This window comes from Nocardioides sp. LML1-1-1.1, from assembly GCF_040676175.1.
Classification (GTDB): Bacteria; Actinomycetota; Actinomycetes; order Propionibacteriales; family Nocardioidaceae; genus Nocardioides.
On the sequence record NZ_JBEGHK010000003.1, the window covers coordinates 696,494 to 718,401 of the forward strand.

Here is a 21,908-nt window from a genome sequence, read left to right on the forward strand (position 1 = left end):
TCACAGGACCGATCGCCACAGCGCTACGTTGGCATCCCAAGCCACCTGGTAGCCCGCCCTCGCGGAGGCGCTGGTCGCGGTGAAGTCATCGAGAGCGAGATCCATCGCCGCGAGGCCGTCCTCGATCACTGCCTGCGCGACGACATGGGCCTCGGCTGCCAGGCCGTCCCACGTCTGATGGAGCTTCTCAAGCTGCCGTCGCAGGTCCACGACGCGCGCCTCCATCGTGCGACGGCAGAGGACAAGGTCTTCGATCACGCCCGTGAGCTCCGCCGGGTCGAGCGAGTAGGAGCCGCCGCTCATCAGCCGAGCCTGTCGATGATGCGGGCAGAGATGGAATCGAGCGCCGCCTGGGAAGCGCGATCCTCCTGCTGGAAGTCTCGCTGGGTCGCAGCCAGCAGCTCCGCCATCGCTCGGAGGCCCGACTCCGCCTCCTCGGCCCCGGCGACCCAATCTCCCCACGGTGGCACGAAGGTCTCGGCCGCGTCTCCACGCCACGACACTCCGAGGAAGGCGCTGATGCGGCGGTCGATGTCCACACGCGCACGGGCAAGCTCCGTCGCAGCAGTGTGGACGTCGTCGATGGCGCGAGCGAACGCGGCATGGATGATCTCGATGGTCATGGCACCCCCCATGACATAGGCAAACATGCCATGCCTGGCAATGCCAAGCCCTATGCTGGCGAGAGCCCTCCCTACTGACCGTAGGAGTACCGCAGCTCCGCGGCGAACAGCACCGTCAGCCGGTAGCGGAACGGGCTGGCGTGGCCGGGCAGGGGGTCGGCGGCGAGCCAGACGAAGGTGAGCGCGGAGTCGCCGCCGTCCGGCTCGACGAGGAGCTCGATCCGGTCGTCGGGACGAGCGGTCCACAGCGAGGACCAGACCACCCGCTCGTTCTCGACCGACTCCAGGACGTCGGGCCACTGCTCGCCGGCATCGAGCTCCAGCCACACCCGCGACCCGATGCGGGCCGGCGCGGCCAGGTCCGCCCACAGCACCCGCGGTGGCGGAGGCAGCTGCATCCGGCGGCGGGCGAGCTCGATCATGCGGGCGACGCTAGACGGGTGGCGTGAAGTCCGCGCGGGCTTTTCCGACCTCGTCGCGGGTCACGCACCCCTCGACGTGGTCGTTGACCAGCCCCATCGCCTGCATGAACGCGAACGCGGTGGTCGGCCCGACGAAGCGCCACCCGCGCTTCTTGAGGTCCTTCGACATCGCGACGGCGGCGGGCGAGGTGGTGAGCGTCTGCGGCTCGCCCAGCTCGGCTAGCGGCGGCTCGAAGGACCAGAAGTAGGCGGCGAGCGACCCGCGCTCGTCGATCAGGTCCAGGGCGCGGCCGGCGTTGTTGACGACGGCCTCGATCTTGCCGCGGTGCCGGACGATGCCGGCGTCGGTGAGCAGCCGGGCGACGTCGCTCTCGTCGTAGCGCGCGACGGTCTCCATCGTGAAGCCGGCGAAGGCGGCGCGGAAGGCGGGGCGCTTGACCAGGATGGTGCGCCAGCTCAGGCCGGACTGGAAGCCTTCGAGGCTCACCTTCTCGAAGAGGCGGCGCTCGTCGACGACCGGGAAGCCCCACTCGGTGTCGTGGTAGGCCGGGAACTCAGGGGCGGAGACCGCCCAGGGACACCGCAGAAAGCCGTCAGGGCCGGGCACAGCGCTCGTCATGCGACGAACCCTGCCACCCGGCCCCGACAAGAGACCGATCAGGAACGATCAGATCGCGCGGACGTTCTCCGCCTGCAGGCCCTTGGGACCCTGGGTGACGTCGAACTCCACCTTCTGGTCCTCGGCGAGCGACTTGAAGCCGCTGCCGGCGATGCCGGTGTGGTGGACGAAGACGTCAGCGCCGCCGTCCTGCTGCGCGATGAAGCCGAAGCCCTTGGTGTCGTTGAACCACTTCACGGTGCCGAGCGCCATGTTCTTTCTCCTTGTGTCATCCATGAGGGCCGCGCGGGCCGAATGGTCCGCGTGGGCTGAAACCAACTGAAACCGCGCCTCGTGGATTGACCAGGTGGAGCTACAACAGTGTATCGGCGCCGGCTGGATAGGCCGGCGGGGAATTTGCCCGTCGGGACGGGCCGCTTCAACAGGCACCACGCTATCACCGTGATCCTCGCCCGAGGACATCGCGACACCCTAGAGTCCGAACATGGCGTTCACTCCTCGGCAGGTCCGGGCGATGGGTCTCATCGCCGACACGTTCGCGACCGGGGGCGACGGGGTGCCCTCGCCGACCGAGGTGGGCTCCCACGAGCTCGCCCTGCGGATCGCCGAGGCCAACCCCCGCGCCGGCGAGCTCCGCCAGCTCAAGGCTCTGCTCGACCTGTGGGACACCCGGGCCCTGGGAGCCGCGCTCACCGGCCGGCCACGCCGGTTCTCCGAGCTGAGCCAGCCCGAGCGCGAGCGGGTGCTGCTCTCGCTGTCCGACTCGCGGGTCGGCGCCAAGCGGGCGCTCTTCCAGGGCCTCAAGACCGCCGCCCTGTTCCCCTACTACATGACCGGCGGCCCCGGCCTCTGGGACGGGCTGGGCTACTCGGGGCCGCTCGGGCGTCGTACCGACCCTCCGGCGCCGGTCATCACCCCCCTCGACGTCACCCGCGACACCGACCTGTCCTGCGACGTGGTGGTCGTGGGCTCCGGCGCCGGTGGCGGTACGGCGGCCGGCGTGCTGGCCGCGGCCGGGCTCGACGTCGTGGTGCTGGAGGCCGGTGGCTTCCACGACGAGCGGCACTTCGACGGCGGCGAGGAGACCGGCTTCCTGGACCTCTACGCGCTGGCGCCGCAGTCGACCGCGGAGGGCCAGGTGCAGCTGGTCGCCGGGCGCGGGCTGGGCGGCGGCACGGTGGTCAACTACACGACCTCCTTCCGCACGCCCGACCACGTCCGCAGGGAGTGGGCCTCCGTCGGCGCCACCCAGTTCGCGACGGCGGAGTACGACGCCTCGATGGACGCCGTGTGTGCCCGGCTCGGCGTCAACACCGAGCACGACAAGGCCGCACCCCGCGACGCCATCCTGGAGCGCGGCGCGCTCGCCCTGGGCTGGGACTCGGCGGCGATGCCGCGCAACGTGCTCGGCTGCGACCAGGACGTCGAGTGCGGCCGCTGCGGGATGGGCTGCCGGGTGGGGGCGAAGCAGTCGACGGCGAAGACCTGGTTGGCGGACGCCGCGGAGGCCGGAGCCCGGATCCTCACCGGGGTCGGCGTACGCACGGTCAGCACCAACTTCGGCCGGGCCACCGGGGTCGTCGGCACCTCCACCGACGGGCACCGGGTGCGCGTGCGGGCCCGCGCCGTGGTCGTCGCGGCGGGGGCGATCCAGACGCCCGCCCTGCTGCAGCGCAGCGGCCTGGCCAACCCGAACATCGGCAGCTATCTCCGGCTCCACCCCGCGACCGCTGTCTGGGGCCGGATGAACGAGCCGGTCGACGGCTGGGTCGGCTCGATGCAGAGCCGCTACGTCGACGCGCTCACCGACCTCGACGGCCAGGGCTACGGCGTGCTCTACGAGACCGCGCCGCTGACGCCCGGCTTCGGCTCCGGCTTCGTCAACTGGCGCGGCTCCGCCGACTTCCGCCGCCGGATGGTGGAGCTCAAGCACACCCTCGGGGTCGCCGTCATCGTGCGCGACCGCGACCCCGGCGGCACGGTCCGGATCGGCCGCGACGGCGAGCCGGTCGTGAAGTACCAGCTCTCCCCGCGCGACACCGACCACCTGGTCCAGGGCCTGGTCGGCGGCGCCCGGATCGCGGAGGCCGCCGGCGCCGACTGGATCGCCTCGACCCACCACCGCACGGTGAGCTACCAGCCGGGCCGCACCGGCTCGATCGAGAGCTTCGAGGCCGACCTGCGCACCGCCGGTGCCGCCCCGGCGACGATGGCGCTCGCCGCGCTGCACATCATGGGCACCGCGCGGATGGGTGGGTCCGCGGCAAGCTCGGCCGTCGACCCGGACGGCCAGACCTGGGACGTCCAGGGCCTTTACGTCGCCGACGGGTCCTGCTTCCCGACCGCCTCCGGCGTCAACCCGATGATCTCGATCGAGTCGATCGCGCACATGACGGCGACCCGGCTGGCGGCGCGGCTCACCTAGAGCGCGAGCAGGTGCTTCTCCAGGCTGGCGGCGACCTTCGAGCCGAGCACCTCGATGCCGCCGGCGATGACCGGCGTGGCGAGCTTGGCGACGCCGTGCGGGGAGAACTCGCTGCGGTAGGTCACCGTCGTCGTCTCCTGGCCGGACTCGAAGGTGATGGTGTCGCGCAGGCTCAGCCCGTTGGCACTGCCGGTCAGCTCGAAGACCTGGTGCGGCTCGAAGCGGACGACCTCGTACTCGACCTCGGTCTCGTGGCCGAGCATCGACGAGACGTTCCGGTACGTCGTGCCGAGGCCGCCGTCACCCGACGTACGGACCGTGGAGACGGTGGGCGGGTCCCACTCCTCGGTGTTCGTGAAGTCGCTCAGGTAGTCCCAGACGACGGAGACGGGCTTCTGGACGGTGATGGTGCGCTCGACGGTCGGCATGCGCGGGAGGTACCCGCGCGCCGCGGGGCGAGACCTAGGAGTAGGTGACCTTCACGTGGTCGGTCACCGGGACCGACTGGCAGCCGAGCCGGATGCCGTCCGCGAGGTCCTCGTCGTCGAGCACGTCGTTGTGCAGCATCTTGACCTCGCCCTCCAGCAGGCGGATCGCGCAGGCCGAGCACTCCCCCTCGCGGCAGGAGTACGGCGCCTTGACGCCCTTGCTCTCCAGGAAGTCGAGCAGCTTGGTGCGCGGGTCCCAGTCGTCGAAGGTGTGCTCCTCGCCGTCCAGCTCGACCTCCACCTTGACCGGGCCGGCCGGGGCGTCGGCGAAGACGTCGGCGGCGGCACCGTCGTCGTCGGCGTCGGCGAGCGCCATCTCGCTCTGGGCCTCCTCGATCTCGGCGAGGTCGCCGAACGGGTTGCCGCCGAGGGAGACGAACTTCTCCTGGTGCCGCAGGCTGCGCGGGACGTCGAGCTCCTTGAGGACGGTGGTGACCATCTTCATGAACGGCGCGGGGCCGCACACGAAGGAGTCCCAGCCGCCGTACGGCGCGCAGAACGCCTTCATCTGCGCCTCGGTCGGCAGGCCCTGGACGGACTCCAGCCAGTGGATCACCTGCAGCCGGTCCGGGTGCTCCGCGGCGAGACGGGTCAGCTCGGCCGCGAAGATGACGGACTTCTCGTCGCGGTTGGCGTAGAAGACCACGACCCGGCCCGTGCCCTCGGCGAGCGCCGTGCGGGTGATCGACATGATCGGGGTGACACCCGAGCCTCCGCCGAAGAGCAGCAGGTCGGCGTCCAGCGAGGCCGGCGTGAAGATGCCCGACGGCGGCAGCACGCGCAGCGTGTCACCGACGGCGAGGTTGTCGCAGATCCAGTTGGACGCATAGCCCTCGGCCGTGCGCTTGACCGTGACGGTCAGCGGCCCGCCGTCGTGCGGGCTGCTGGAGAGGGAGTAGCAGCGCGCGGCGATCCCGGTCTGCGTGCTCGGCACCGCCACGGTGAGGAACTGGCCCGGCTTGTAGGCGAACTTCTCCTCCTCACCGGCGGGCACGGCGAAGCTGATGGACTTGGCGTCGGCGGTCTCCTCGACCACGTCGACGACGTCCAGGACGAAGGACTCGATGTCCACGAAACTCCTCAAGCAGGGGGCTCAGTAGCCGTCGTACGCGCCGACCGAGACAGCTCCGGCCCGGACGGCGTCGTCGATGCTAGCCATCAGCCGCGAGCAGGGCTTGTGCACGTCCCGACGACCGGGACCGGCGTCCCGGCGGACGAACTCCTGGCAGGCTGACCGGGCCTCCGCGCTCCATTGCACGGACGTCTGGTGGTCGCTGTTCTTCTTCACTCGGACCCGGGCCAGGCAGTCGAGGCAGGCGACCTCGACCAGGCGGTCCTCGGTGTAGAGGCGCTGGTCCTCGAGGGTCTCCGGGCTGCGCGGGACGAAGGAGGCCATGGCTCAGTGCCCGACGGTCTCGCCGTCGGCCGCCATCCGGGCCAGGTTCTCGGCGACCTCGGCGTGCCAGAACTCGTTGGCCTTGGTGGTGTCGACCTCGAACTCGAAGCGGTCGGTCATCTCGGGCTTGATGTCGTCGACGTCGACGTAGAACTGCTCGTACCAGCGACGCAGCTGGTAGACCGGGCCGTCCTCCTCGCAGAGCAGGGGGTTCTGCACGGCCACCTTGTTCTCCCAGATGGCGACGTCCTGGAGGAAGCCGTCGCCGAAGGACTCGGTGTAGCGCTCGGCGATGTAGGCGCAGGTCTTCTCGTCCAGGCCCTCGGGCTTGCGCACGCTGATGCCGTACTGCAGGCGGAACGACGACGGGCCGGTCGGGATGTGGCAGTTGATCAGGATGACCTCGGTGACGAAGCCCTTGTAGTCGACCTCGAGCCAGTTGATCATGTACGCCGGTCCGTAGTAGGTCGCGACGGACTTGAGCGTGGAGTTCTCGTCGCCGTAGCCACCGCCGGCGGTGTCGGGCCGCCCCTTCGACTCCATGAACTGGGTGGCCGTGTGGCCGTCGAAGATGTTGCGGAAGCTCGTCGGGAACGCGAAGTGCACGTAGTAGAAGTGCGCCATGTCGGCGACGTTGTCGATCAGCTCGCGGCAGTGCGAGCCGTTGATGTCCTTGGTGTGCCACGACCACGGCGTGTACTTCTCCGTCATCACGTCCGGCAGCTCGGGCGGGAGGATGTCGTGGTCCGCGGCCGAGCCCTGCGGGTCGTGCCAGATGAGCAGCTGGCCGTTGCGCTCGACGGTCTCGTAGCGCTGCGTCCGCGCGCGCAGCGGCACCCGCCGGGCGTACGGGATCTGCTTGCACTTGCCGTCGCCGCCCCAGCGCCAGTCGTGGAAGGGGCAGGCGATCTGGTCGCCCTTGACCTCGCCCTGGGTCAGGTCGCCGCCCATGTGCCGGCAGTAGCCGTCGAGGGCGTTGAGCTCGCCCTGGGAGTCCTGCCACACGACCAGCTTGGTCTCGAAGCCCTCGACCGCGTGCGGCTTGCCGTCGCGGAAGTCCTCGGCGAGGCCGAGGCAGTGCCAACCCCGGGCATAGCGGGTCGGCGCGGTGCCCTGGTCGAGAAGTCGCGTGTCGGTCATGTAGAACACGTTACAGTTTTGCCGTTACGCTGGCAACGACACGCCCCGCCGAGGACCCGTCACAGGAGACCCGATGCACATCGACCTGGAGCCGCAGCAGCTCGCCCTGCGCGAGGAGCTCCGCGACTACTTCGCCCAGCTCGTCACCCCCGAGATCCGCGCCGGGCTCGCGTCGGCCACCGGCGAGTTCGGCGAGGCGAACGTCTACAAGGACGTGATCCGCCAGATCGGCAAGGACGGCTGGCTGGGCATCGGCTGGCCCAAGGAGTACGGCGGCCAGGCCCGCTCCATGGTGGAGCAGCTCATCTTCACCGACGCCGCGGCCGTCGCCGGCGTACCGATCCCCTACCTGACGCTCAACACCGTCGGGCCGACCATCATGCGCTTCGGCAGCGAGGAGCAGAAGGAGTACTTCCTCCCCAAGATCCTCGCGGGCGAGCTGCACTTCTCCATCGGCTACTCCGAGCCGGGCTCCGGCACCGACCTCGCCTCGCTGCAGACCAAGGCGACGCTCGACCCTTCGGCAGGCTCAGGGCACGGGGAGTGGGTGATCAACGGCCAGAAGATGTGGACCTCGCTCATCCAGTACGCCGACTGGATCTGGCTGGCCTGCCGCACCGAGCCGGACGCCCCGCGCCACAAGGGACTCTCGATGATCCTGGTCCCGGCCGACGCGCCGGGCGTGACCTACACGCCGGTGCACACCGTCGCCGGGGTCGGTACGTCGGCGACCTACTACTCCGACGTACGCGTGCCCGCGAGCAACCTCATCAGCGAGCGCGGCGGCGGCTGGGCGCTGATGACCAACCAGCTCAACCACGAGCGGGTGGCCCTCACCTCCGCGGCGCCCCTGGTGCACTCCCTCGCCCTGGTCAAGGACTGGGCCCGCGAGACGGGCGTCATCGACACCGAGTGGGTGCAGATCGCGCTCGGCCGCGCGCACGCCCGGGTCGAGGCGCTGTCGCTGATCAACTGGAAGCTCGCCGCCGACGCCGACCACGGCGTGGCCCTCTCCCCGGCCGAGGCGTCGGCCACCAAGATCTACGGCTCCGAGCTGGCCACCGAGGTCTACCGCTCGCTGATGGAGATCGTCGGCCCGCACGCAGGCGTCACCGGCGACTGCCCCGGCGCGGTGCTGGCCGGCCGGCTCGAGCGGATGCACCGCTCGTCGCTGGTGATGACCTTCGGCGGCGGCACCAACGAGATCCAGCGCGACATCATCGGCTACGTCGGACTCGGCCTCCCGGCCGCGAAGCGCTGAGGAGCGGACACATGGACTTCATCTTCACCCCCGAGCAGGACGAGGCCGCCGAGCTGGCGGCCTCGATCCTGAAGGACAAGACCACCAACGAGCGCCTCAAGAAGGTCGAGGCGGGTGGCGACCGCTTCGACCGCGACCTGTGGGCGACGCTGGGCGACGCCTTCGACTGGGCCGAGCTGGACCTGGTCACCCTCGCCCGGGTGCTCGTCGAGGTCGGCCGCCACGTCGCGCCGGTGCCGCTGGCCACCCACGTGGCCTGCACGACCCTGCTCACCGCGGCCGGACAGCCGGCCGACCGGGGCCTGTACGCCGCCGCCGTGGCCGAGGAGCGCGCGCACCTGCCCGCCTCCCCCACGGTCACGGCGGACGCCGACGGCGCGCTCACCGGCACCAAGACGCTGGTGCGCGGCGGGATGGCGGCCGACGCGCTGCTCGTCACCGCGACCGGCCCCGACGGCGTGGGCGTCTACCTCGCCGACGCCGAGGATCTGGACCGGCAGGCACAGCGGACGAGCGACGGCGACGTCGCCGCGCTCGTCGCCTTCGCCGGCACTCCCGCCACGCGGGTCGGCGGCGCCGACGTTGCCGAGCGCTTCGGCCAGCTGCTCGTGGCACTCTCGGCCGCCGAGCAGCTCGGCGTGACCGAGGGCGCGCTGCGGCTGACCGCGGAGTACGCCAAGACCCGCGAGCAGTTCGGCCGCCCGATCGGCACCTTCCAGGCGGTCTCGCAGCGCCTGGCGGACGGCTTCATCGACGTGCTCGGCCAGCGGCTCACGTTGTGGCAGGCGGTCTGGCGCCTCGACGAGGGCCTGCCGGCCGCCACCGAGGTCGCCACCGCGAAGCTCTGGGCCGCCGACGCCGGCCACCGGATCGCGCACACGACCGTGCACGTGCACGGCGGCGTCGGCATCGACCTGGACGGTGAGGCGCACCGGTACTTCACCTCCGGCAAGCGCTTCGAGTTCCTCTTCGGCGGTGCGACCGAGCAGGCGCTGGCGATCGGCCGCACCTTCGCATGACGGTCCGGGACCTGCTCCTCGCCCGCGCTGAGGACGACCGTCCGGCGCTGCGCTGGCGGGAGGCAGGCTCGGTCCGCACCCTCACCTGGCGGGAGTACGTCGGCGCGGCCGCACGGCTCGCCGCCGATGTCGAGCACGACCTGGATCCCGGCAGGCCGCCGCACGTGGGCGCCCTGCTGCCCAACGGGCCCGCCTTCGCCCTGCACCTGGCGGCGGCCGGGCTCGGCGGGCACGTCCTCGTCGGGCTCAACTCCACCCGCCGGGGCGAGGCACTGGCCGCGGACGTCGCCAAAGCGGACTGCCAGCTCGTCGTCGACTCGCCCGACCGGGCGCTCGCCGCGCTGGCCTCGACCGACCGTGGGTCGAGCCCCCGCGGGTCGAGCCCCCGCGGGTCGAGCTTGTCGAGACCACTGATCTCGACGAGCTCGACCACCGGCGACGAGGTCTCGACATGCTCGATCACCGGCGACGACTTGTTCATGCTGATCTTCACCAGCGGCACCAGCGGCTCGCCCAAGGCGGTCCGGGTGACCCACGAGAAGATCACCGGCCCCGGCACCCACCTGGTCGGCCGGCTCGGTCTGACCGCCGACGACGTCCACTACATCGCGATGCCGCTCTTCCACTCCAACGCGGTGATGGCGGGCTGGGCGCCGGCGCTGACCACCGGCGCGGCGTTCGCGGTGGCGCCGTTCTCGGCGCGCGGCTTCCTGGCCGACGTACGGGACTTCGGGGCGACGTACGCCAACTACGTCGGCAAGCCGCTCACCTACGTGCTCGCCACCGACGAGCGGCCGGACGACGCGGAGAACCCGCTGCGCATCGTGTTCGGCAACGAGGCCAACGAGGGCGACATCGCGGAGTTCGCCCGCCGCTTCGGGTGCGAGGTGGTCGACTCCTACTCCTCCACCGAGAACGCCGTCATCGTGCAGCGCCGTCCCGGGATGCCCGCCGGCAGCCTCGGGATGCCGCTCGACGGGATCAAGGTCCTGGACGAGTCGGGCACCGAGACCCCGGACGCGGTCTTCGACAGCAGCGGGCGGCTGCTCAACGCGGACGCCGCGACCGGCGAGCTCGTCAACACGACCGGGCGCGGGGCCTTCGCGGGCTACTACGACGACGCGGACGCCGAGGCCGACCGGATGCGCGGCGGCATGTACTGGTCCGGCGACCTCGCCTACCGCGACGCCGACGGCTGGGTCTACTTCGCCGGCCGCACCGGCGACTGGCTGCGGGTGGACGGCGAGAACCTGGCGGCGGCCCCGGTCGAGCGGGTCCTGCTGCGGCACCCGGCCGTGGCGGAGGCCGCCGTCTACGCGGTGCCCGACCCGAAGGTCGGCGACCAGGTCGCCGCGGCGCTGACGCTGCGCGGTCCGCTCGACCCGGCCGGCCTGGAGACCTTCCTCGCCGCGCAGGAGGACCTCTCGGACAAGGCCTGGCCGCGCTACGTGCGGATCGTGGACGAGCTGCCGCGCACGGCGACCAACAAGGTGCTCAAGCGCGCCCTGGCCGCCGAGGGTGTGCCGACGCCCGGGTCCGCGTGGGTGCGTGCGGACCGCGGGACGTCGTACTCCTGATCAGGGCAGCAGGGCCGCGGCCGCGCCGCGCAGGCCGACCGCGAAGAAGCCCTCGTCCATGTCGGTGTACCAGACCTGCTTGCGCGCCACGTCCCACGCCGGCTGCGAGAGCGCGGACGCGCCGTCCGGCCCGGGCTGGTTGAAGTAGCCCACCTCGCGCGGGTGCGCGACGTCGGAGATGTCGAACAGGCGCAGGCCCGAGCCGATCATCGAGCAGGCCGCGATCCGTGGGTCCGCGCGGGTCGGCAGCGAGCAGTAGTGACCGGTGTAGCTGCGCACGATCGCCTTCGCGCCGGGGTCGTCCATCACCGAGGCGCGCACCTCCGGGTCGTGCACCTCGAGGCGCACGTTGGAGACGACGTACGGCGCCCGCGGGTCGGTCACGTCGATGATCCGGGCCGCGCCCACCGGGCTCTTGGCCGAGTTGATCCGGGTGATGTCACCGAAGAGGTCGCTGAACTCGTCGACCTCGAAGACGTAGCGCCGCCCGTCGCGGGTGAAGGGCTCGGCGACCTGCGGGATCGACGACTCCTCCCAGGTGAGCCGCGAGAGCGTGCGGATCTGCGGGTTCGGTCGCCGGTCCTGGATGTCGGAGACGTCGAGGACGTCGAGACCGGCGCCGTCGATGACGGAGCCGTTGAGGATGCTGGGGCTGCCGATGTTCGCGACGTACATCGTCCGGCCGTCGTCGGAGAGGCGCAGGCCGTGGTAGACGACGCCGGTCTTGGTGCGCAGCACCCGGGGGGTGCGCGGGTTGGTGAGGTCGACGGCGGTGAGCGTGAAGCCCGCGGCCCCCGCGGTCCAGAAGGTCTTGCCGTCGGGCGAGAAGCCGCTCTCGTGGCCGAGCACGCCGTTCAGCGTCGTGGACATGAGCCTCGGCTTGCGGCAGTCCTGGCTGACGTCGTAGACGTCGAGGATGCCCGGCGCCGTGCCGAGGGTGCCCATCACCGCGGCGAGCAGGCCGCGCTCGCTGTTGACGAGCAGCGACTCGTGCGGCTGCAGCATCGCCGGCGTCAGCAGGTTGGCGGTCCTCACCGGGTGCGCCGGGTCGGTCATGTCGAGCACGACCACGCCCAGGCCGGCCCCGCCGTTGAACAGGCTCTGCAGGTTGAGCCCGACCATCAGCGCGGAGTCGTAGTAGGCGCAGGTGCGGCCGGTGACGTCGGTGTAGCGCTGCACCTTGTAGCCACCCGAGCCGAACGCCGTGCGCGAGCCGTGGTGGCCGACCTGGTCGGTGTTGCAGCGGTAGCCCTGGAGCGCCCGGCCCGAGGTGTAGTCCGCCTTCGGCACCCGGCCCTGCTCGGCGGTCTCGGGCAGGTCCCCGCTCGCGCAGGACGCCCGCGGGACACCGGCCAGCGAGAGGTCCGCCTGCGAGGACCCGGCCGTGACCACGGCACCGGTCACCACCAGCGTCGCGATACCGAGCGCCACCAGCAGCCGGCGTACGGCGTGGCGGGCTCCCGTGTTGTCGTGCACCATCTCGACCCCCATGTCAGCCCCGGGCGGGACTGTGATCCGGACCACCCTCGCACGAGGTGGGCCCGGGGTCGAGGACGTGTCCGTCAGCCGTCGTAGGGGACCTCGGTGCGCCAGTCGTCCTCGTCCCGGTCGATCGCCGCGCGCAACGCCTTCGCGACGTTGTCGGGGGCGAACGGGCCCTCCTTGGACAGCAGGCCGCGCACGGTCACCGAGACCGCCCTGATGCCGTCGTCCTTCAGCGCCGCGTCGACGCTGTGCACCAGGTTCTGGACGCCCGCCTTCTGCACGCCCAGCGAGGCCGCGCCGAACCACGGCTTGTCCGCGGCCATGCTGCCGGTCACCGTGACCCGCCCGCCCCGTCCGAGGAAGGGACGCGCGGCCTGGAGCACCGACAGCAGCGCGCCGACGCCCAGGCGTACGTCGTCGAGCAGCTCGTCCGGGCTCAGCGTCAGCGGGTCCTTCTCCCGGTAGGCCGAGGGGTTGAAGTGCACCACGTCGAGGTGCCCGAGCTTCTGCGCGATCTTGGTGACCGCGCCCCGCGTGGCGGTGTCGTCGGTGAGGTCCACGACGGCCGGCTCGGCGGACCCACCGGTCGCCTCCACATCGGCGACGAGCGCGTGCAGCACCTCCTGGTCGGCGCCCAGCAGGCCGACGGCGGCCCCCTCGGCGGCGTACAGACGGGCGAGCGAGCCGCTCACCCCGGGTCCGGCTCCGGCGATCAGCACGTTGCGGGTCATACGGCCAGCCTAGGCCCCGGCCGTGGGCGCAGCACGAGACACGAACCGCAGGTCAACGGGGGGCAGAGACCTGCGGTCCGTGTCGCGTGGGCTCAGGTGCCGGCGATCCCGTCGAGCTTCTTGACGGTGTCCTCGAACTCGGCGACCAAGTCGGCCATCACCTCGGCGACCGGGCGCACCTCGTTCATCCGGCCGACGATCTGCCCGACGGGCATGGAGATCACGTCCGGGTCGCCGGAGGCGTTGATCCGGTTGTGGGCGTCGGCCACCAGCAGGTTCTGCAGCGGCATGGGCAGTGGGGCGGGAGCGCCCTCCTCGGCCCACGCCTCGGTCCACTTGGTCTTCAGCAGCCGGGCCGGCTTGCCGGTGTAGATCCGGGTACGCACCGTGTCGGAGGACGTCGCGCGCAGGAAGGCGGTCTCCCAGCCCTGGTTGGAGGCGAGGTTGCGGTACTCCTCGGTGCCGAGCCAGATCGAGCCGGTCCAGACACCCTGGGCGCCGAGCGCGAGCGACGCCGCGACCTGGCGGCCGGAGCCGATGCCGCCCGCCCCCAGCACCGGCACGTCGGGCCCGACCGCGTCCACGATGTCGGGAGTGAGCACCATCGAGGCGATCTCCCCGGTGTGCCCGCCGGCCTCGTAGCCCTGGGCGATGATGATGTCGACGCCGTTGGCGACGTGGCTCTGCGCGTGCTTCGGGGCGCCGGCGAGCGCGGCGACCTTGAGGCCCGCGGCCTGGCACTCGGCGATCACGTCGTTGGGCGGCGTGCCGAGCGCGTTGGCGATGAGCACCGGGCGGTGCTGGAGCGCGACGTCCACGTGGGAGCGGGCCATCGAGTGCAGCCAGCCGAGCACGCCCTCGCGGCCCTCGCCCTCCGGCAGCGGCGGGACGCCGAGCTTGAGCAGCGTCTCGTCGACGAACGTGCGGTGGTCCTCCGGGATGTACGCCGACAGGTCGGTCGAGGTGCCCTCGGTGGGGACCTTCATCGGCATGACCACGTCGACGCCGTAGGGCTTGCCGTCGGTGTTCTCGTCCATCCAGGTGAGCACCCGGTCCAGCTCGTCGGGGTCGTTGAACCGGACGCAGCCGAGCACGCCCAGCCCGCCGGCGCGGGAGACGGCGGCGGCGACGTGCTCGGAGGGGGTGAAGGCGAAGATCGGGTAGTCGATCCCGAAGGCCTCGCAGAGGGCGGTGTGCATCGTGCGGGCAGGCATCAGGCGTTGGCTCCTGCGGTGTCGGTCTGGTCGAGGGTGGTGCGCTCGGCGAGGGCCATCTCCTTCGCCTTGGGGTACTGCGCCTTGCCGGTCGCGTTGCGCGGGATCTCCGGCACGAGGGTCAGCGCACGGGGCAGCTTGTAGCCGGACAGGTGGGCGCGCAGGAAGGTGCGCAGGCCGTCGAGGTCGAGCGTCTCGCCCGGGCGGGGCTCGACGACGGCGGCCACGCTCTGGCCGTACTTGTCGTCGGGCAGGCCGACCACGAGCACGTCGTAGACGCCGGGGTGCGCCTTGATCGCCTGCTCCACCTCCTCCGGGTAGACCTTCTCGCCGCCGGTGTTGATGCAGTTGGAGCCGCGTCCGAGCAGGGTGATCCGGCCGCCCTCCTCGATCCGCGCGTTGTCGCCGGGGATGGAGTAGCGCACACCGTCGATCTCCACGAACGTGCGCGCGGACTTCTCCGGGTCCTTGTAGTAGCCGACCGGCACGTTGCCCGAGCGTGCCGTGCGGCCGATCTTCCCGACGTCCTTCACCGGGTCCAGCGGGCGGTTGTCGTCGCCGAGGATCACGGTGGTGGGCGGGATCGAGACCACCGGGCCGTCGGTCGACAGGGCGCTGGCGTCCTGCAGCCCGGTGCCCTGGAAGCCGGTCTCGGAGGAGCCGACGGAGTCGGTGAAGACCGCGTTGGGGAACGCCTTCATCCAGCGCTCCTTGACCGACTTGGAGAAGATCGCGGCCGAGGAGGCGATCGCGAAGAGCGTCTGGCCGTCGTACCCACCGGCCTCGTAGGCGTCGATCAGCGGCACGGCCATCGCGTCGCCTGTCATGAAGAGCATCTGCACGCCGTGCTGGTCGACCAGCTCCCAGGTGCGGACCGGGTCGAACTTCGGCTCCAGGATGGTCACCTGGCCGGCGAAGAGGTGCATGAGCAGCGAGGCCTGCGCGCCGCCGTGCATGAGCGGGCTGAGGGGCAGCGTGACGAGGCTGTCCTGCAGGGCCTTCTCGGACTGGTCGTACTCCTCCAGCGGCTCGGCGGTCATGAAGTCGATGCCACCGCCGAGCACCCGCCAGAAGTCCTCGTGGCGCCACATGACTCCCTTGGGGAAGCCGGTGGTGCCGCCGGTGTAGATGATGTGGATGTCGTCGGGACTGCGCTCGCCGAAGTCGCGCTCGGCGGACTGGCCGGCGACGGCCTCCGCCAAGGTCACCCCGCCGTACGCCGACAGGTCGCTGGCGTCGTCCGGCTCCAGCGGGTTCGGTACGGCGACGACCGCCTTCATCGCCCCGACCTTCGGCAGCACCTCGGCGACCAGGGGGGCGTACACCCGGTCGTGCACGAGGCCGACGAGGTCGGCGTTGTCGAAGAGGTACTCCAGCTCGCCGGCGACGTAGCGGAAGTTCACGTTGATCGAGACGGCGCGCACCTTGAGGATCGCGATCAGCGCGATCACGTGCTCGATGCTGTTCTTGGCGTAGAGCCCGACGTGGTCGCCCTTCCCGATCCCCTGCTGCTGGAGGAAGTGCGCGAGCCTGTTGGACTCCGCCTCCAGCTCGGCGAAGGTGATCACCCGGTCCCCCACCTGCACGGCGGGCTTGTCGGGCACGGCGTCGACGGCATGTTCGAAGAGATCGGCGATGTTCAGGGCCACGACGCCGAGACTAGAACACGTTTCACTTTTTCGCTAGCGTGGTTCACATGAGCGATTGCCTCGTCCAGCAGGACGGTCACAAGCTGGTCGTCACCATGAACCGGCCCGAGCGCCGCAACGCGCTCTCCAGCGAGATGCTGCGGATCATGGAGGACGCCTGGGACCGCGTGAACGAGGACCCGGAGATCCGGGTCTGCATCCTCACCGGCGCCGGGGGCTACTTCTGCGCGGGCATGGACCTGAAGAAGGCCGACGAGAAGCCGCCGTCGGAGAGCTTCGAGTCCGGGGAGTACGACCCGACCGTCATCAAGGGCCTGCTCAAGGGCTTCCGGCTGACCAAGCCGCTGATCGCCGCCGTCGAGGGCCCCGCGATCGCCGGCGGCACCGAGATCCTCCAGGGCACCGACATCCGGGTGGCCGGGGAGTCCGCGAAGTTCGGCGTCGCCGAGGCGCGCTGGTCGCTCTACCCGATGGGCGGCTCCGCGGTCCGGCTCCCCCGCCAGATCCCGTACACGGTCGCGGCCGAGCTGCTGCTCACCGGGCGCACGCTGCTCGCCCCCGAGGCCAAGGAGCTCGGGCTGATCGGGCACGTCGTGCCCGACGGCGAGGCGCTGGCCAAGGCGCACGAGATCGCCGACAAGATCGCCGCCAACGGCCCGCTCGCGGTGCAGGCCATCCTCAAGACGATGCGCGACTCCGAGGGCAGGCACGAGGAGGACTGCTGGGCCGACGACGCCAAGGTCGGCGCCGCGGTGTTCTCCTCCGAGGACGCCAAGGAAGGCCCGCGGGCGTTCCTGGAGAAGCGCGCGCCGCAGTTCAAGGGGCGCTGACGCCGCCGAGGTGCTCGTCGAGCCATGCAGGGAACTCGTGCAGGCTCTCCAGCACCACGTGGGTGCCGGCGTCGCGCAGCTCCTCGGCCGTGCACCCACCGGTCAGCACCGAGACGCTGGTGACCTCCGCCGCCAGGGCGCCCTCGACGTCGTGGACGTGGTCGCCGACGTAGATCGACGCCCCCTCGCGGCGCAGCACCGCCGCCTTGCCGACGCCCCACACCCAGCCCTCCAGGACGTCGACGTCGAGGCCCGTGTGGTCGAGGTGCAGCCGGGCGTTCTCCGGGAACTTCCCCGTGACCACGACGGTCCGCCCACCGCGCCGTCGTACGGCGGCCAGGGCGTCGTGCGCTCCGGGCAGCACCGGCACGCTGGTGATCGCGTGGTCCGGGTAGAGCGCGCGGAACCGGTCGCCGGCGGCCGGGATCCGCTCGGCATCCAGGTAGGGCTCCAGCAGCATGTCCAGCGGCGGCCCCAGGCGCCGGGTCATCTCCTCGACCGGGAAGTCGACGTCGAGCTCGGCCCCCAGCGCACGCAGCACGTCCTGGAACCCGGGAGCGGTGTCGATGAGGGTGAGGTCGAGGTCGAACCCGACGACGAGATCCGGCATGCAGCCACGCTATCGGGGCAGGATGTGCGCCATGGTGGCACTGCTGCTCCTCGGCCTGGTCCTGGCGGTCTTCGTCGCGCTCTGCGCGCTCGTCCCGATCCTGGTGGTGGCCTCGGCCCGCCGGGCCCGCGAGCGGCAGGCGGGCCTGGCCGCCTTCGCCCAGGCGCGCGAGTGGGACTACCGCCCCGAGGACCCGGCACTGGTCGGACGCTTCCGTGGCGCGCCCTTCGAGACCGGCATCCGCCGACGGGCCACCAACGTGCTCATCGGACGTCACGAGTCACGGCCGTTCACTGCCTTCGACTACCAGTACATCACCGGCGGCGGCGAGGACAGCACCACGCACACCTGCTCGGTGGTCGCGCTCAGCCTCGGCGTGACGGCTCCCGACCTGGCGGTCGGCCCGACATCCACCCTGCGGCGCTGGGTGGACGCGCTGACGGGCAAGGACATCGAGATCGGCGACCCCGCCTTCGACGCCGCGTTCACCGTGCACTCGCCGTCGCCGGAGTTCGCGCGCGAGCTGCTGCTGTCCGACGTCCGGGACGTGATGCGCCACCACCCCGGCCTCTCCTGGCGGATCACCGGCGACTCGCTGCTCGTCATCCGGCCGGGCGGCTACTCCCCCGCCGACATCGACGGCCTGCTCGGCGCGATGGGCGCGCTGCTCGACCGCGTGCCGGCCCGGGTGTGGGAGCGGCTGGGCGCGCGCTAGTCAGCCGACCGAGCGCTCGCCCGTCCAGAACTGCGCGCGCAGCGCCTTCTTGTCCGGCTTGCCGAGCGCCGTGAGCGGCAGCGCGTCGGCGGCGATCACGTCCTTGGGCGCCTGCACCGAACCCTTGCGCTCCTTGACCGCGGCCTGGATCTCGGCGACCACCTCGTCGGTGAGCTCGTGGCCCTCGCGCAGCACGACGATCGCGGTGACGGCCTCGCCGAACTTCTCGTGCGGCGTGCCGATCACCCCCACCTGGGCGATCGCCGGGTGCTCGGCGATGACGTCCTCGACCTCGCGAGGGAAGACGTTGAAGCCACCGGTGACGATCATGTCCTTGGTCCGGTCGACGATGTACCAGAAGCCGTCCTCGTCCTCGCGGGCCACGTCGCCGGTGTGCATCCAGCCGTCGCGGAAGGTCTCCGCGGTCGCCTCGGGCAGCTGCCAGTAGCCCGCGGACAGCAGCGGCCCGGCGACGCAGATCTCGCCCGGCTCACCGGGCGCGACCGGGTTACCGTCCTCGCCCAGCAGCGCGGCCCGGATGTACGCCGAGGGACGGCCGCACGACGTGAGCCGGCTCTCCACCGGCCGCCCCTCGGAGTCAACGTGGTCGCCCTTGGGGAAGTACGAGATCACCATCGGCGCCTCGGACTGCCCGTAGTACTGGGCGAAGATCGGCCCGAAGCGCTCGATGGCCTCCTTGAGCCGGACCGGGTTGATCGCGGACGCGCCGTAGTAGACCGTCTCCAGCGACGACAGGTCGCGGGTCCGCGAGTCCGGGTGGTCCATCAGCGCGTAGAGCATGGTCGGCACGAGCATCAGCGAGTTGATCCGCTGCTCCTCGATGGTCCTCAGCACCTCGGCCGGGTCGAACCGCGCCGAGACGAAGAGCGTGCCACCCTGGAGCACGACCGGCACGAAGAAGGCCGCGCCGGCGTGCGAGAGCGGGGTGCACATGAGGAAGCGCGGCTCGGCCGGCCACTCCCACTCCGCCATCTGGATCTGCGCCATCGTCGAGAACGCGCGGACGTTGCCGATCACGCCCTTCGGCTTGCCGGTCGTGCCGCCGGTGTAGGTGATCGAGGTGATGTGCTCGGGCTCGAGGAGCGCCGCCTGCACCGGCTTCGGCTCGAAGGTCGCGGCCACCGCGGTGAGGTCGGTGCCGACGTCGGCCAGCGACTCCGGCACGGGACCGATGGTGAGCACCTGCTTGAGGCCGGGGCACTTGCCGAGCAGCTCGACGGCGCGCTCGGCGAAGTACGGGTCGATCACCAGCGTGGTGATGCCGGCGTCGTTGATGACGTAGGCGTGGTCGTCCGCGGAGCCGAGCGGGTGCAGCGAGGTGCGCTGGAAGCCCTGGGTCTGGCCCGCGCCGAGGATGAAGAGCACCTCGGGCCGGTTGAGCGCGAGCAGGGCGCCCGGCGTGCCGCGGCCGGCGCCGAGGGACTCGAAGGCCTGGATGTACTGCGAGATCCGCTCGGCCGTCTGCCGCCCGGTGAGCGTGACGTCACCGAGGTGCACGATCGGCCGGTCCGCGTGCCGCTTGAGCGCGGCGAGCATGAGGTGGCCGTTGTGGGCGGGGGTCCGGAGCGTGTCGGTCACATCCCGCAGACTAGAACGTGTTCTAGATGTGGGCAAGGACCCCTTCCTTGGTCGGGGGTGCGCCCCTCCCCGCGACCGATGTGCTCACCGGCCCGCGCGGCCTACCGTCGAGCCATGACCTACGACGACCTCGGCTCCACCCGCGAGGACGCCGTGTGGACCTACCTCCTCCTCGGTGCCGGCGGCGTGCTGCTGCTCACCGTCGGGCCGCTGCTGGCGGCCTGGCTGGCGGACGTCCCGTTCGTGCCCTTCAGCGACGCCCTGCGCTGGGTCGGCGAGCGCGACAGCGCCTGGGCCTGGGTCGCCCGTCCCGCGCTGGGCCTGCTCGCCGGGCTCGTGGGCGCCTTCCTGGTGCTCGTCGACGAGTGGCGCCTGGAGGTGCACGACGACGCCGTCGTCGTGGTCCACGACAAGGACCGGCGCCGGCTGGCGAAGGAGTCGATCGTCGGCGTCCACCTCGACGGCAAGAAGGTGGTCATCGACGGCACCGAGGGCCGCCGGCTCTTCGACAGGCGGGTCGAGGCCAAGCCCCGGCGGGTCAAGGACGCCTTCGCCGCGCGCGGCTACCCGCTCGAGTCCGAGTGAGCCCCCGGCTCAGCCGGCCTGCCGCTCGATCGGCGCGATCAACGGCCGTACGCCGCCCAGCCGGCGCCGGAACCGGACCTGGTCGGCGTGCGCGTCGAGCACGTCCCACAGCGCCCGGTGCGCGGACCACGGCAGCGGCTCGGCACCGCTCCACCACCGGTCGCCGAAGCTGATCCACACCGGCACCCAGTGCGCCGCGCAGTCCCAGGCGCCCCGCTGCGCCTCGACCAGGCGACGGCGCACCTGGAACTCCATCCGCGGGCCGTCCGCGCAGATCGGCGCCGTCCGCACCGGCCAGACCCACAGGTCGAGCTCCATCAGCTCCAGCTCGAGGTCGCGCAGCAGGGCAGGGTCGACCAGCACCGTGGCGACGTTCTCGTGCGGCTCGCGCAGCATGGCCACGACGGTAGCCCGCGGCTCCGACAGCCGCCAGGGATCAGGCCAGGAGCCCGGCCACCTGACGCACCTCACCGGCACTGCGGCACGACAGCAGCAGCGTGGTGACGCCGGTCTCCTCCCACTGCGCGACCCGCTCCTTGACCTCGCCGGGCGTGCCGATGATGTGCATGTCGTCGACCAGCTCGTCGGGGACCAGGCCGGTGGCCTTGTCCTTCTCCCCCGCCAGGTACAGCTCCTGCACCTCGGCCGCCAGCTCGCCGTACCCCATCCGGGTGAAGACCTGGTTGTGGAAGTTCTGCTCCTTGGCACCCATCCCGCCCATGTAGAGCGAGACGAAGGGCTTCATCGCCTCGATCACGGCCTGCTTCTGCGCCGCGTCCTCGACGACCTGCAGGTGGCAGGTGGCCGCGATCTCGAAGTCGGCGCGGGTACGACGCGCGCCGGGTCGCGCGAAGCCCTCGTCGAGCCACGGCTGGTACATCCCCGCGCTCTTGGGCGTGTAGAAGATCGGGATCCAGCCGTCGGCTATCTCGGCGGTCTGCGCGACGTTCTTGGGGCCTTCCGCCCCGAGCCAGATCGGCAGGTCGGCGCGCAGCGGGTGCACGATCGGCTTGAGCGGCTTGCCGAGGCCGACCGAGCCGGGCCCGCGGTAGGGCAGGGCGTGGTGCGGGCCGTCGTTGGTGACCGGCGCCTCGCGGGCGAGCACCTTGCGGATGATCGAGACCACCTCGCGGGTGCGGGCCAGCGGCTTCTCGAAGGGCTGGCCGTACCAGCCCTCGACCACCTGCGGGCCGCTCACGCCCATGCCCAGGACCACCCGGCCGTCCGTGAGGTGGTCGAGGGTGAGCGCGTGCATCGCGATCGAGGTCGGGGTGCGTCCGGACATCTGCACGATGGACGTGCCGAGCCGGACCCGGGAGGTCTCCCGGCCCCACCAGGCGAGCGGGGTGAACGCGTCGCTCCCCCATGCCTCGGCGGTGAAGATCGCGTCGAAGCCGGCGTCCTCCGCCGCCGCGACGAGCTCTCCGACGCCCTGCGGCGGCTGCGCGCCCCAGTAGCCCAGCTGCAGTCCCAGTTTCATGAGACGAATCATGCCGGTCGTTGCGAACCATTTCTAGAAC

General features: G+C 71.4%; 24 protein-coding genes. 7 read left to right on the forward strand and 17 right to left on the reverse strand.

The annotated features are described in order from the left end of the window. The 5 genes from MRBLML1_RS14575 to MRBLML1_RS14595 form a co-directional block, all read right to left on the reverse strand. Positions 1-303: a WXG100 family type VII secretion target gene (locus MRBLML1_RS14575; RefSeq protein WP_364517087.1), complete on the reverse strand. Its 303-nt coding sequence runs from the start codon at positions 301-303 to the stop codon at positions 1-3. Further along, on the reverse strand, positions 303-623 hold the full coding sequence (locus MRBLML1_RS14580) for a WXG100 family type VII secretion target (RefSeq protein WP_364517089.1): 321 nt from the start codon (positions 621-623) through the stop codon (positions 303-305). Before MRBLML1_RS14580 ends, MRBLML1_RS14575 begins: the two co-directional genes overlap by 1 nt. A 71-nt stretch (positions 624-694) precedes the next feature. Then, positions 695-1,045 carry a hypothetical protein gene (locus MRBLML1_RS14585; protein WP_364517091.1) on the reverse strand — a complete coding sequence of 117 codons (351 nt, stop codon included), beginning with the start codon at positions 1,043-1,045 and terminating at the stop codon, positions 695-697. Positions 1,046-1,055: 10 nt separating this feature from the next. Then, a complete protein-coding gene (locus tag MRBLML1_RS14590; protein WP_364517093.1) occupies positions 1,056-1,664 on the reverse strand; it encodes a DNA-3-methyladenine glycosylase I in 609 nt (202 codons plus the stop codon). A 48-nt stretch (positions 1,665-1,712) separates the two neighbouring features. Further along, a complete protein-coding gene (locus MRBLML1_RS14595) occupies positions 1,713-1,916 on the reverse strand; it encodes a cold-shock protein (protein WP_278255915.1) in 204 nt (67 codons plus the stop codon). A gap of 232 nt (positions 1,917-2,148) precedes the next feature. On the opposite strand from MRBLML1_RS14595, the gene MRBLML1_RS14600 reads away from it, so the two are divergent. Beyond that, a complete protein-coding gene (locus tag MRBLML1_RS14600) occupies positions 2,149-4,089 on the forward strand; it encodes an FAD-dependent oxidoreductase (RefSeq protein ID WP_364517095.1) in 1,941 nt (646 codons plus the stop codon). Here MRBLML1_RS14600 and MRBLML1_RS14605 read toward each other — a convergent pair. The 4 genes from MRBLML1_RS14605 to MRBLML1_RS14620 are packed head-to-tail and all read right to left on the reverse strand — an operon-like array spanning position 4,086 to position 7,113. Then, positions 4,086-4,517, reverse strand: a complete 432-nt coding sequence (locus MRBLML1_RS14605) for an SRPBCC family protein (RefSeq protein WP_364517097.1) — start codon at positions 4,515-4,517, stop codon at positions 4,086-4,088. The two genes, MRBLML1_RS14600 and MRBLML1_RS14605, sit on opposite strands and share 4 nt — an antisense overlap. Positions 4,518-4,551: 34 nt before the next feature. After that, positions 4,552-5,649, reverse strand: coding sequence for a ferredoxin--NADP reductase (locus MRBLML1_RS14610; RefSeq protein WP_364517099.1), 1,098 nt, complete (start codon positions 5,647-5,649; stop codon positions 4,552-4,554). Between the two features lie 21 nt (positions 5,650-5,670). Then, entirely contained in the window at positions 5,671-5,973 is a 303-nt protein-coding gene (locus MRBLML1_RS14615; protein WP_364517101.1) for a hypothetical protein, read from the reverse strand. A gap of 3 nt (positions 5,974-5,976) precedes the next feature. Beyond that, positions 5,977-7,113, reverse strand: coding sequence for a Rieske 2Fe-2S domain-containing protein (locus tag MRBLML1_RS14620; RefSeq protein WP_364517103.1), 1,137 nt, complete (start codon positions 7,111-7,113; stop codon positions 5,977-5,979). A 73-nt stretch (positions 7,114-7,186) separates the two neighbouring features. Here MRBLML1_RS14620 and MRBLML1_RS14625 point away from each other — a divergent pair, with 73 nt between their 5' ends. The 3 genes from MRBLML1_RS14625 to MRBLML1_RS14635 are packed head-to-tail and all read left to right on the forward strand — an operon-like array spanning position 7,187 to position 10,970. Then, positions 7,187-8,374, forward strand: a complete 1,188-nt coding sequence (locus MRBLML1_RS14625) for an acyl-CoA dehydrogenase family protein (RefSeq protein ID WP_364517105.1) — start codon at positions 7,187-7,189, stop codon at positions 8,372-8,374. Between the two features lie 11 nt (positions 8,375-8,385). Beyond that, the gene (locus tag MRBLML1_RS14630; protein WP_364517107.1) at positions 8,386-9,393 is read left to right on the forward strand and encodes an acyl-CoA dehydrogenase family protein; all 1,008 of its coding nucleotides are present in this window, start codon (positions 8,386-8,388) and stop codon (positions 9,391-9,393) included. Beyond that, a complete protein-coding gene (locus MRBLML1_RS14635) occupies positions 9,390-10,970 on the forward strand; it encodes an AMP-binding protein (protein ID WP_364517109.1) in 1,581 nt (526 codons plus the stop codon). Before MRBLML1_RS14630 ends, MRBLML1_RS14635 begins: the two co-directional genes overlap by 4 nt. Here the strand turns inward: MRBLML1_RS14635 and MRBLML1_RS14640 are convergent, their stop codons facing one another. The 4 genes from MRBLML1_RS14640 to MRBLML1_RS14655 all read right to left on the reverse strand — a co-directional run bounded on the left by MRBLML1_RS14640 (position 10,971) and on the right by MRBLML1_RS14655 (position 16,049). Beyond that, positions 10,971-12,461, reverse strand: a complete 1,491-nt coding sequence (locus MRBLML1_RS14640) for an LVIVD repeat-containing protein (protein ID WP_364517111.1) — start codon at positions 12,459-12,461, stop codon at positions 10,971-10,973. A gap of 71 nt (positions 12,462-12,532) precedes the next feature. After that, positions 12,533-13,186: an SDR family oxidoreductase gene (locus MRBLML1_RS14645; RefSeq protein WP_364517113.1), complete on the reverse strand. Its 654-nt coding sequence runs from the start codon at positions 13,184-13,186 to the stop codon at positions 12,533-12,535. A 92-nt stretch (positions 13,187-13,278) separates the two neighbouring features. Next, complete coding sequence (locus MRBLML1_RS14650) at positions 13,279-14,400, reverse strand: NAD(P)H-dependent flavin oxidoreductase (RefSeq protein WP_364517115.1); 1,122 nt, start codon at positions 14,398-14,400, stop codon at positions 13,279-13,281. Beyond that, a complete protein-coding gene (locus MRBLML1_RS14655; protein ID WP_364517117.1) occupies positions 14,400-16,049 on the reverse strand; it encodes an acyl-CoA synthetase in 1,650 nt (549 codons plus the stop codon). Before MRBLML1_RS14655 ends, MRBLML1_RS14650 begins: the two co-directional genes overlap by 1 nt. A gap of 47 nt (positions 16,050-16,096) precedes the next feature. Between MRBLML1_RS14655 and MRBLML1_RS14660 the strand changes: the two genes are divergently transcribed. After that, positions 16,097-16,879 carry a crotonase/enoyl-CoA hydratase family protein gene (locus MRBLML1_RS14660; RefSeq protein ID WP_364517119.1) on the forward strand — a complete coding sequence of 261 codons (783 nt, stop codon included), beginning with the start codon at positions 16,097-16,099 and terminating at the stop codon, positions 16,877-16,879. Here the strand turns inward: MRBLML1_RS14660 and MRBLML1_RS14665 are convergent. Then, the gene (locus MRBLML1_RS14665; RefSeq protein WP_364517121.1) at positions 16,866-17,489 is read right to left on the reverse strand and encodes an HAD family hydrolase; all 624 of its coding nucleotides are present in this window, start codon (positions 17,487-17,489) and stop codon (positions 16,866-16,868) included. The two genes, MRBLML1_RS14660 and MRBLML1_RS14665, sit on opposite strands and share 14 nt — an antisense overlap. Before the next feature lie 31 nt (positions 17,490-17,520). Here MRBLML1_RS14665 and MRBLML1_RS14670 point away from each other — a divergent pair, with 31 nt between their 5' ends. Then, positions 17,521-18,204: a hypothetical protein gene (locus tag MRBLML1_RS14670; protein ID WP_364517123.1), complete on the forward strand. Its 684-nt coding sequence runs from the start codon at positions 17,521-17,523 to the stop codon at positions 18,202-18,204. Here the strand turns inward: MRBLML1_RS14670 and fadD8 are convergent, their stop codons facing one another. Then, positions 18,205-19,803 (reverse strand): fatty-acid--CoA ligase FadD8, encoded by a 1,599-nt coding sequence (gene fadD8, locus MRBLML1_RS14675; RefSeq protein WP_364517125.1) that lies wholly within the window; start codon positions 19,801-19,803, stop codon positions 18,205-18,207. Positions 19,804-19,917: 114 nt separating this feature from the next. Here fadD8 and MRBLML1_RS14680 point away from each other — a divergent pair, with 114 nt between their 5' ends. Next, the gene (locus MRBLML1_RS14680) at positions 19,918-20,388 is read left to right on the forward strand and encodes a YqeB family protein (RefSeq protein ID WP_364517127.1); all 471 of its coding nucleotides are present in this window, start codon (positions 19,918-19,920) and stop codon (positions 20,386-20,388) included. 9 nt (positions 20,389-20,397) lie between these two features. Here MRBLML1_RS14680 and MRBLML1_RS14685 read toward each other — a convergent pair whose 3' ends face one another. Together MRBLML1_RS14685 and MRBLML1_RS14690 are read right to left on the reverse strand one after the other, a co-directional pair. Then, on the reverse strand, positions 20,398-20,784 hold the full coding sequence (locus tag MRBLML1_RS14685) for a hypothetical protein (RefSeq protein WP_364517129.1): 387 nt from the start codon (positions 20,782-20,784) through the stop codon (positions 20,398-20,400). Between the two features lie 40 nt (positions 20,785-20,824). Further along, on the reverse strand, positions 20,825-21,868 hold the full coding sequence (locus MRBLML1_RS14690; RefSeq protein ID WP_364517131.1) for an LLM class F420-dependent oxidoreductase: 1,044 nt from the start codon (positions 21,866-21,868) through the stop codon (positions 20,825-20,827). Positions 21,869-21,908 lie beyond the last annotated feature (40 nt).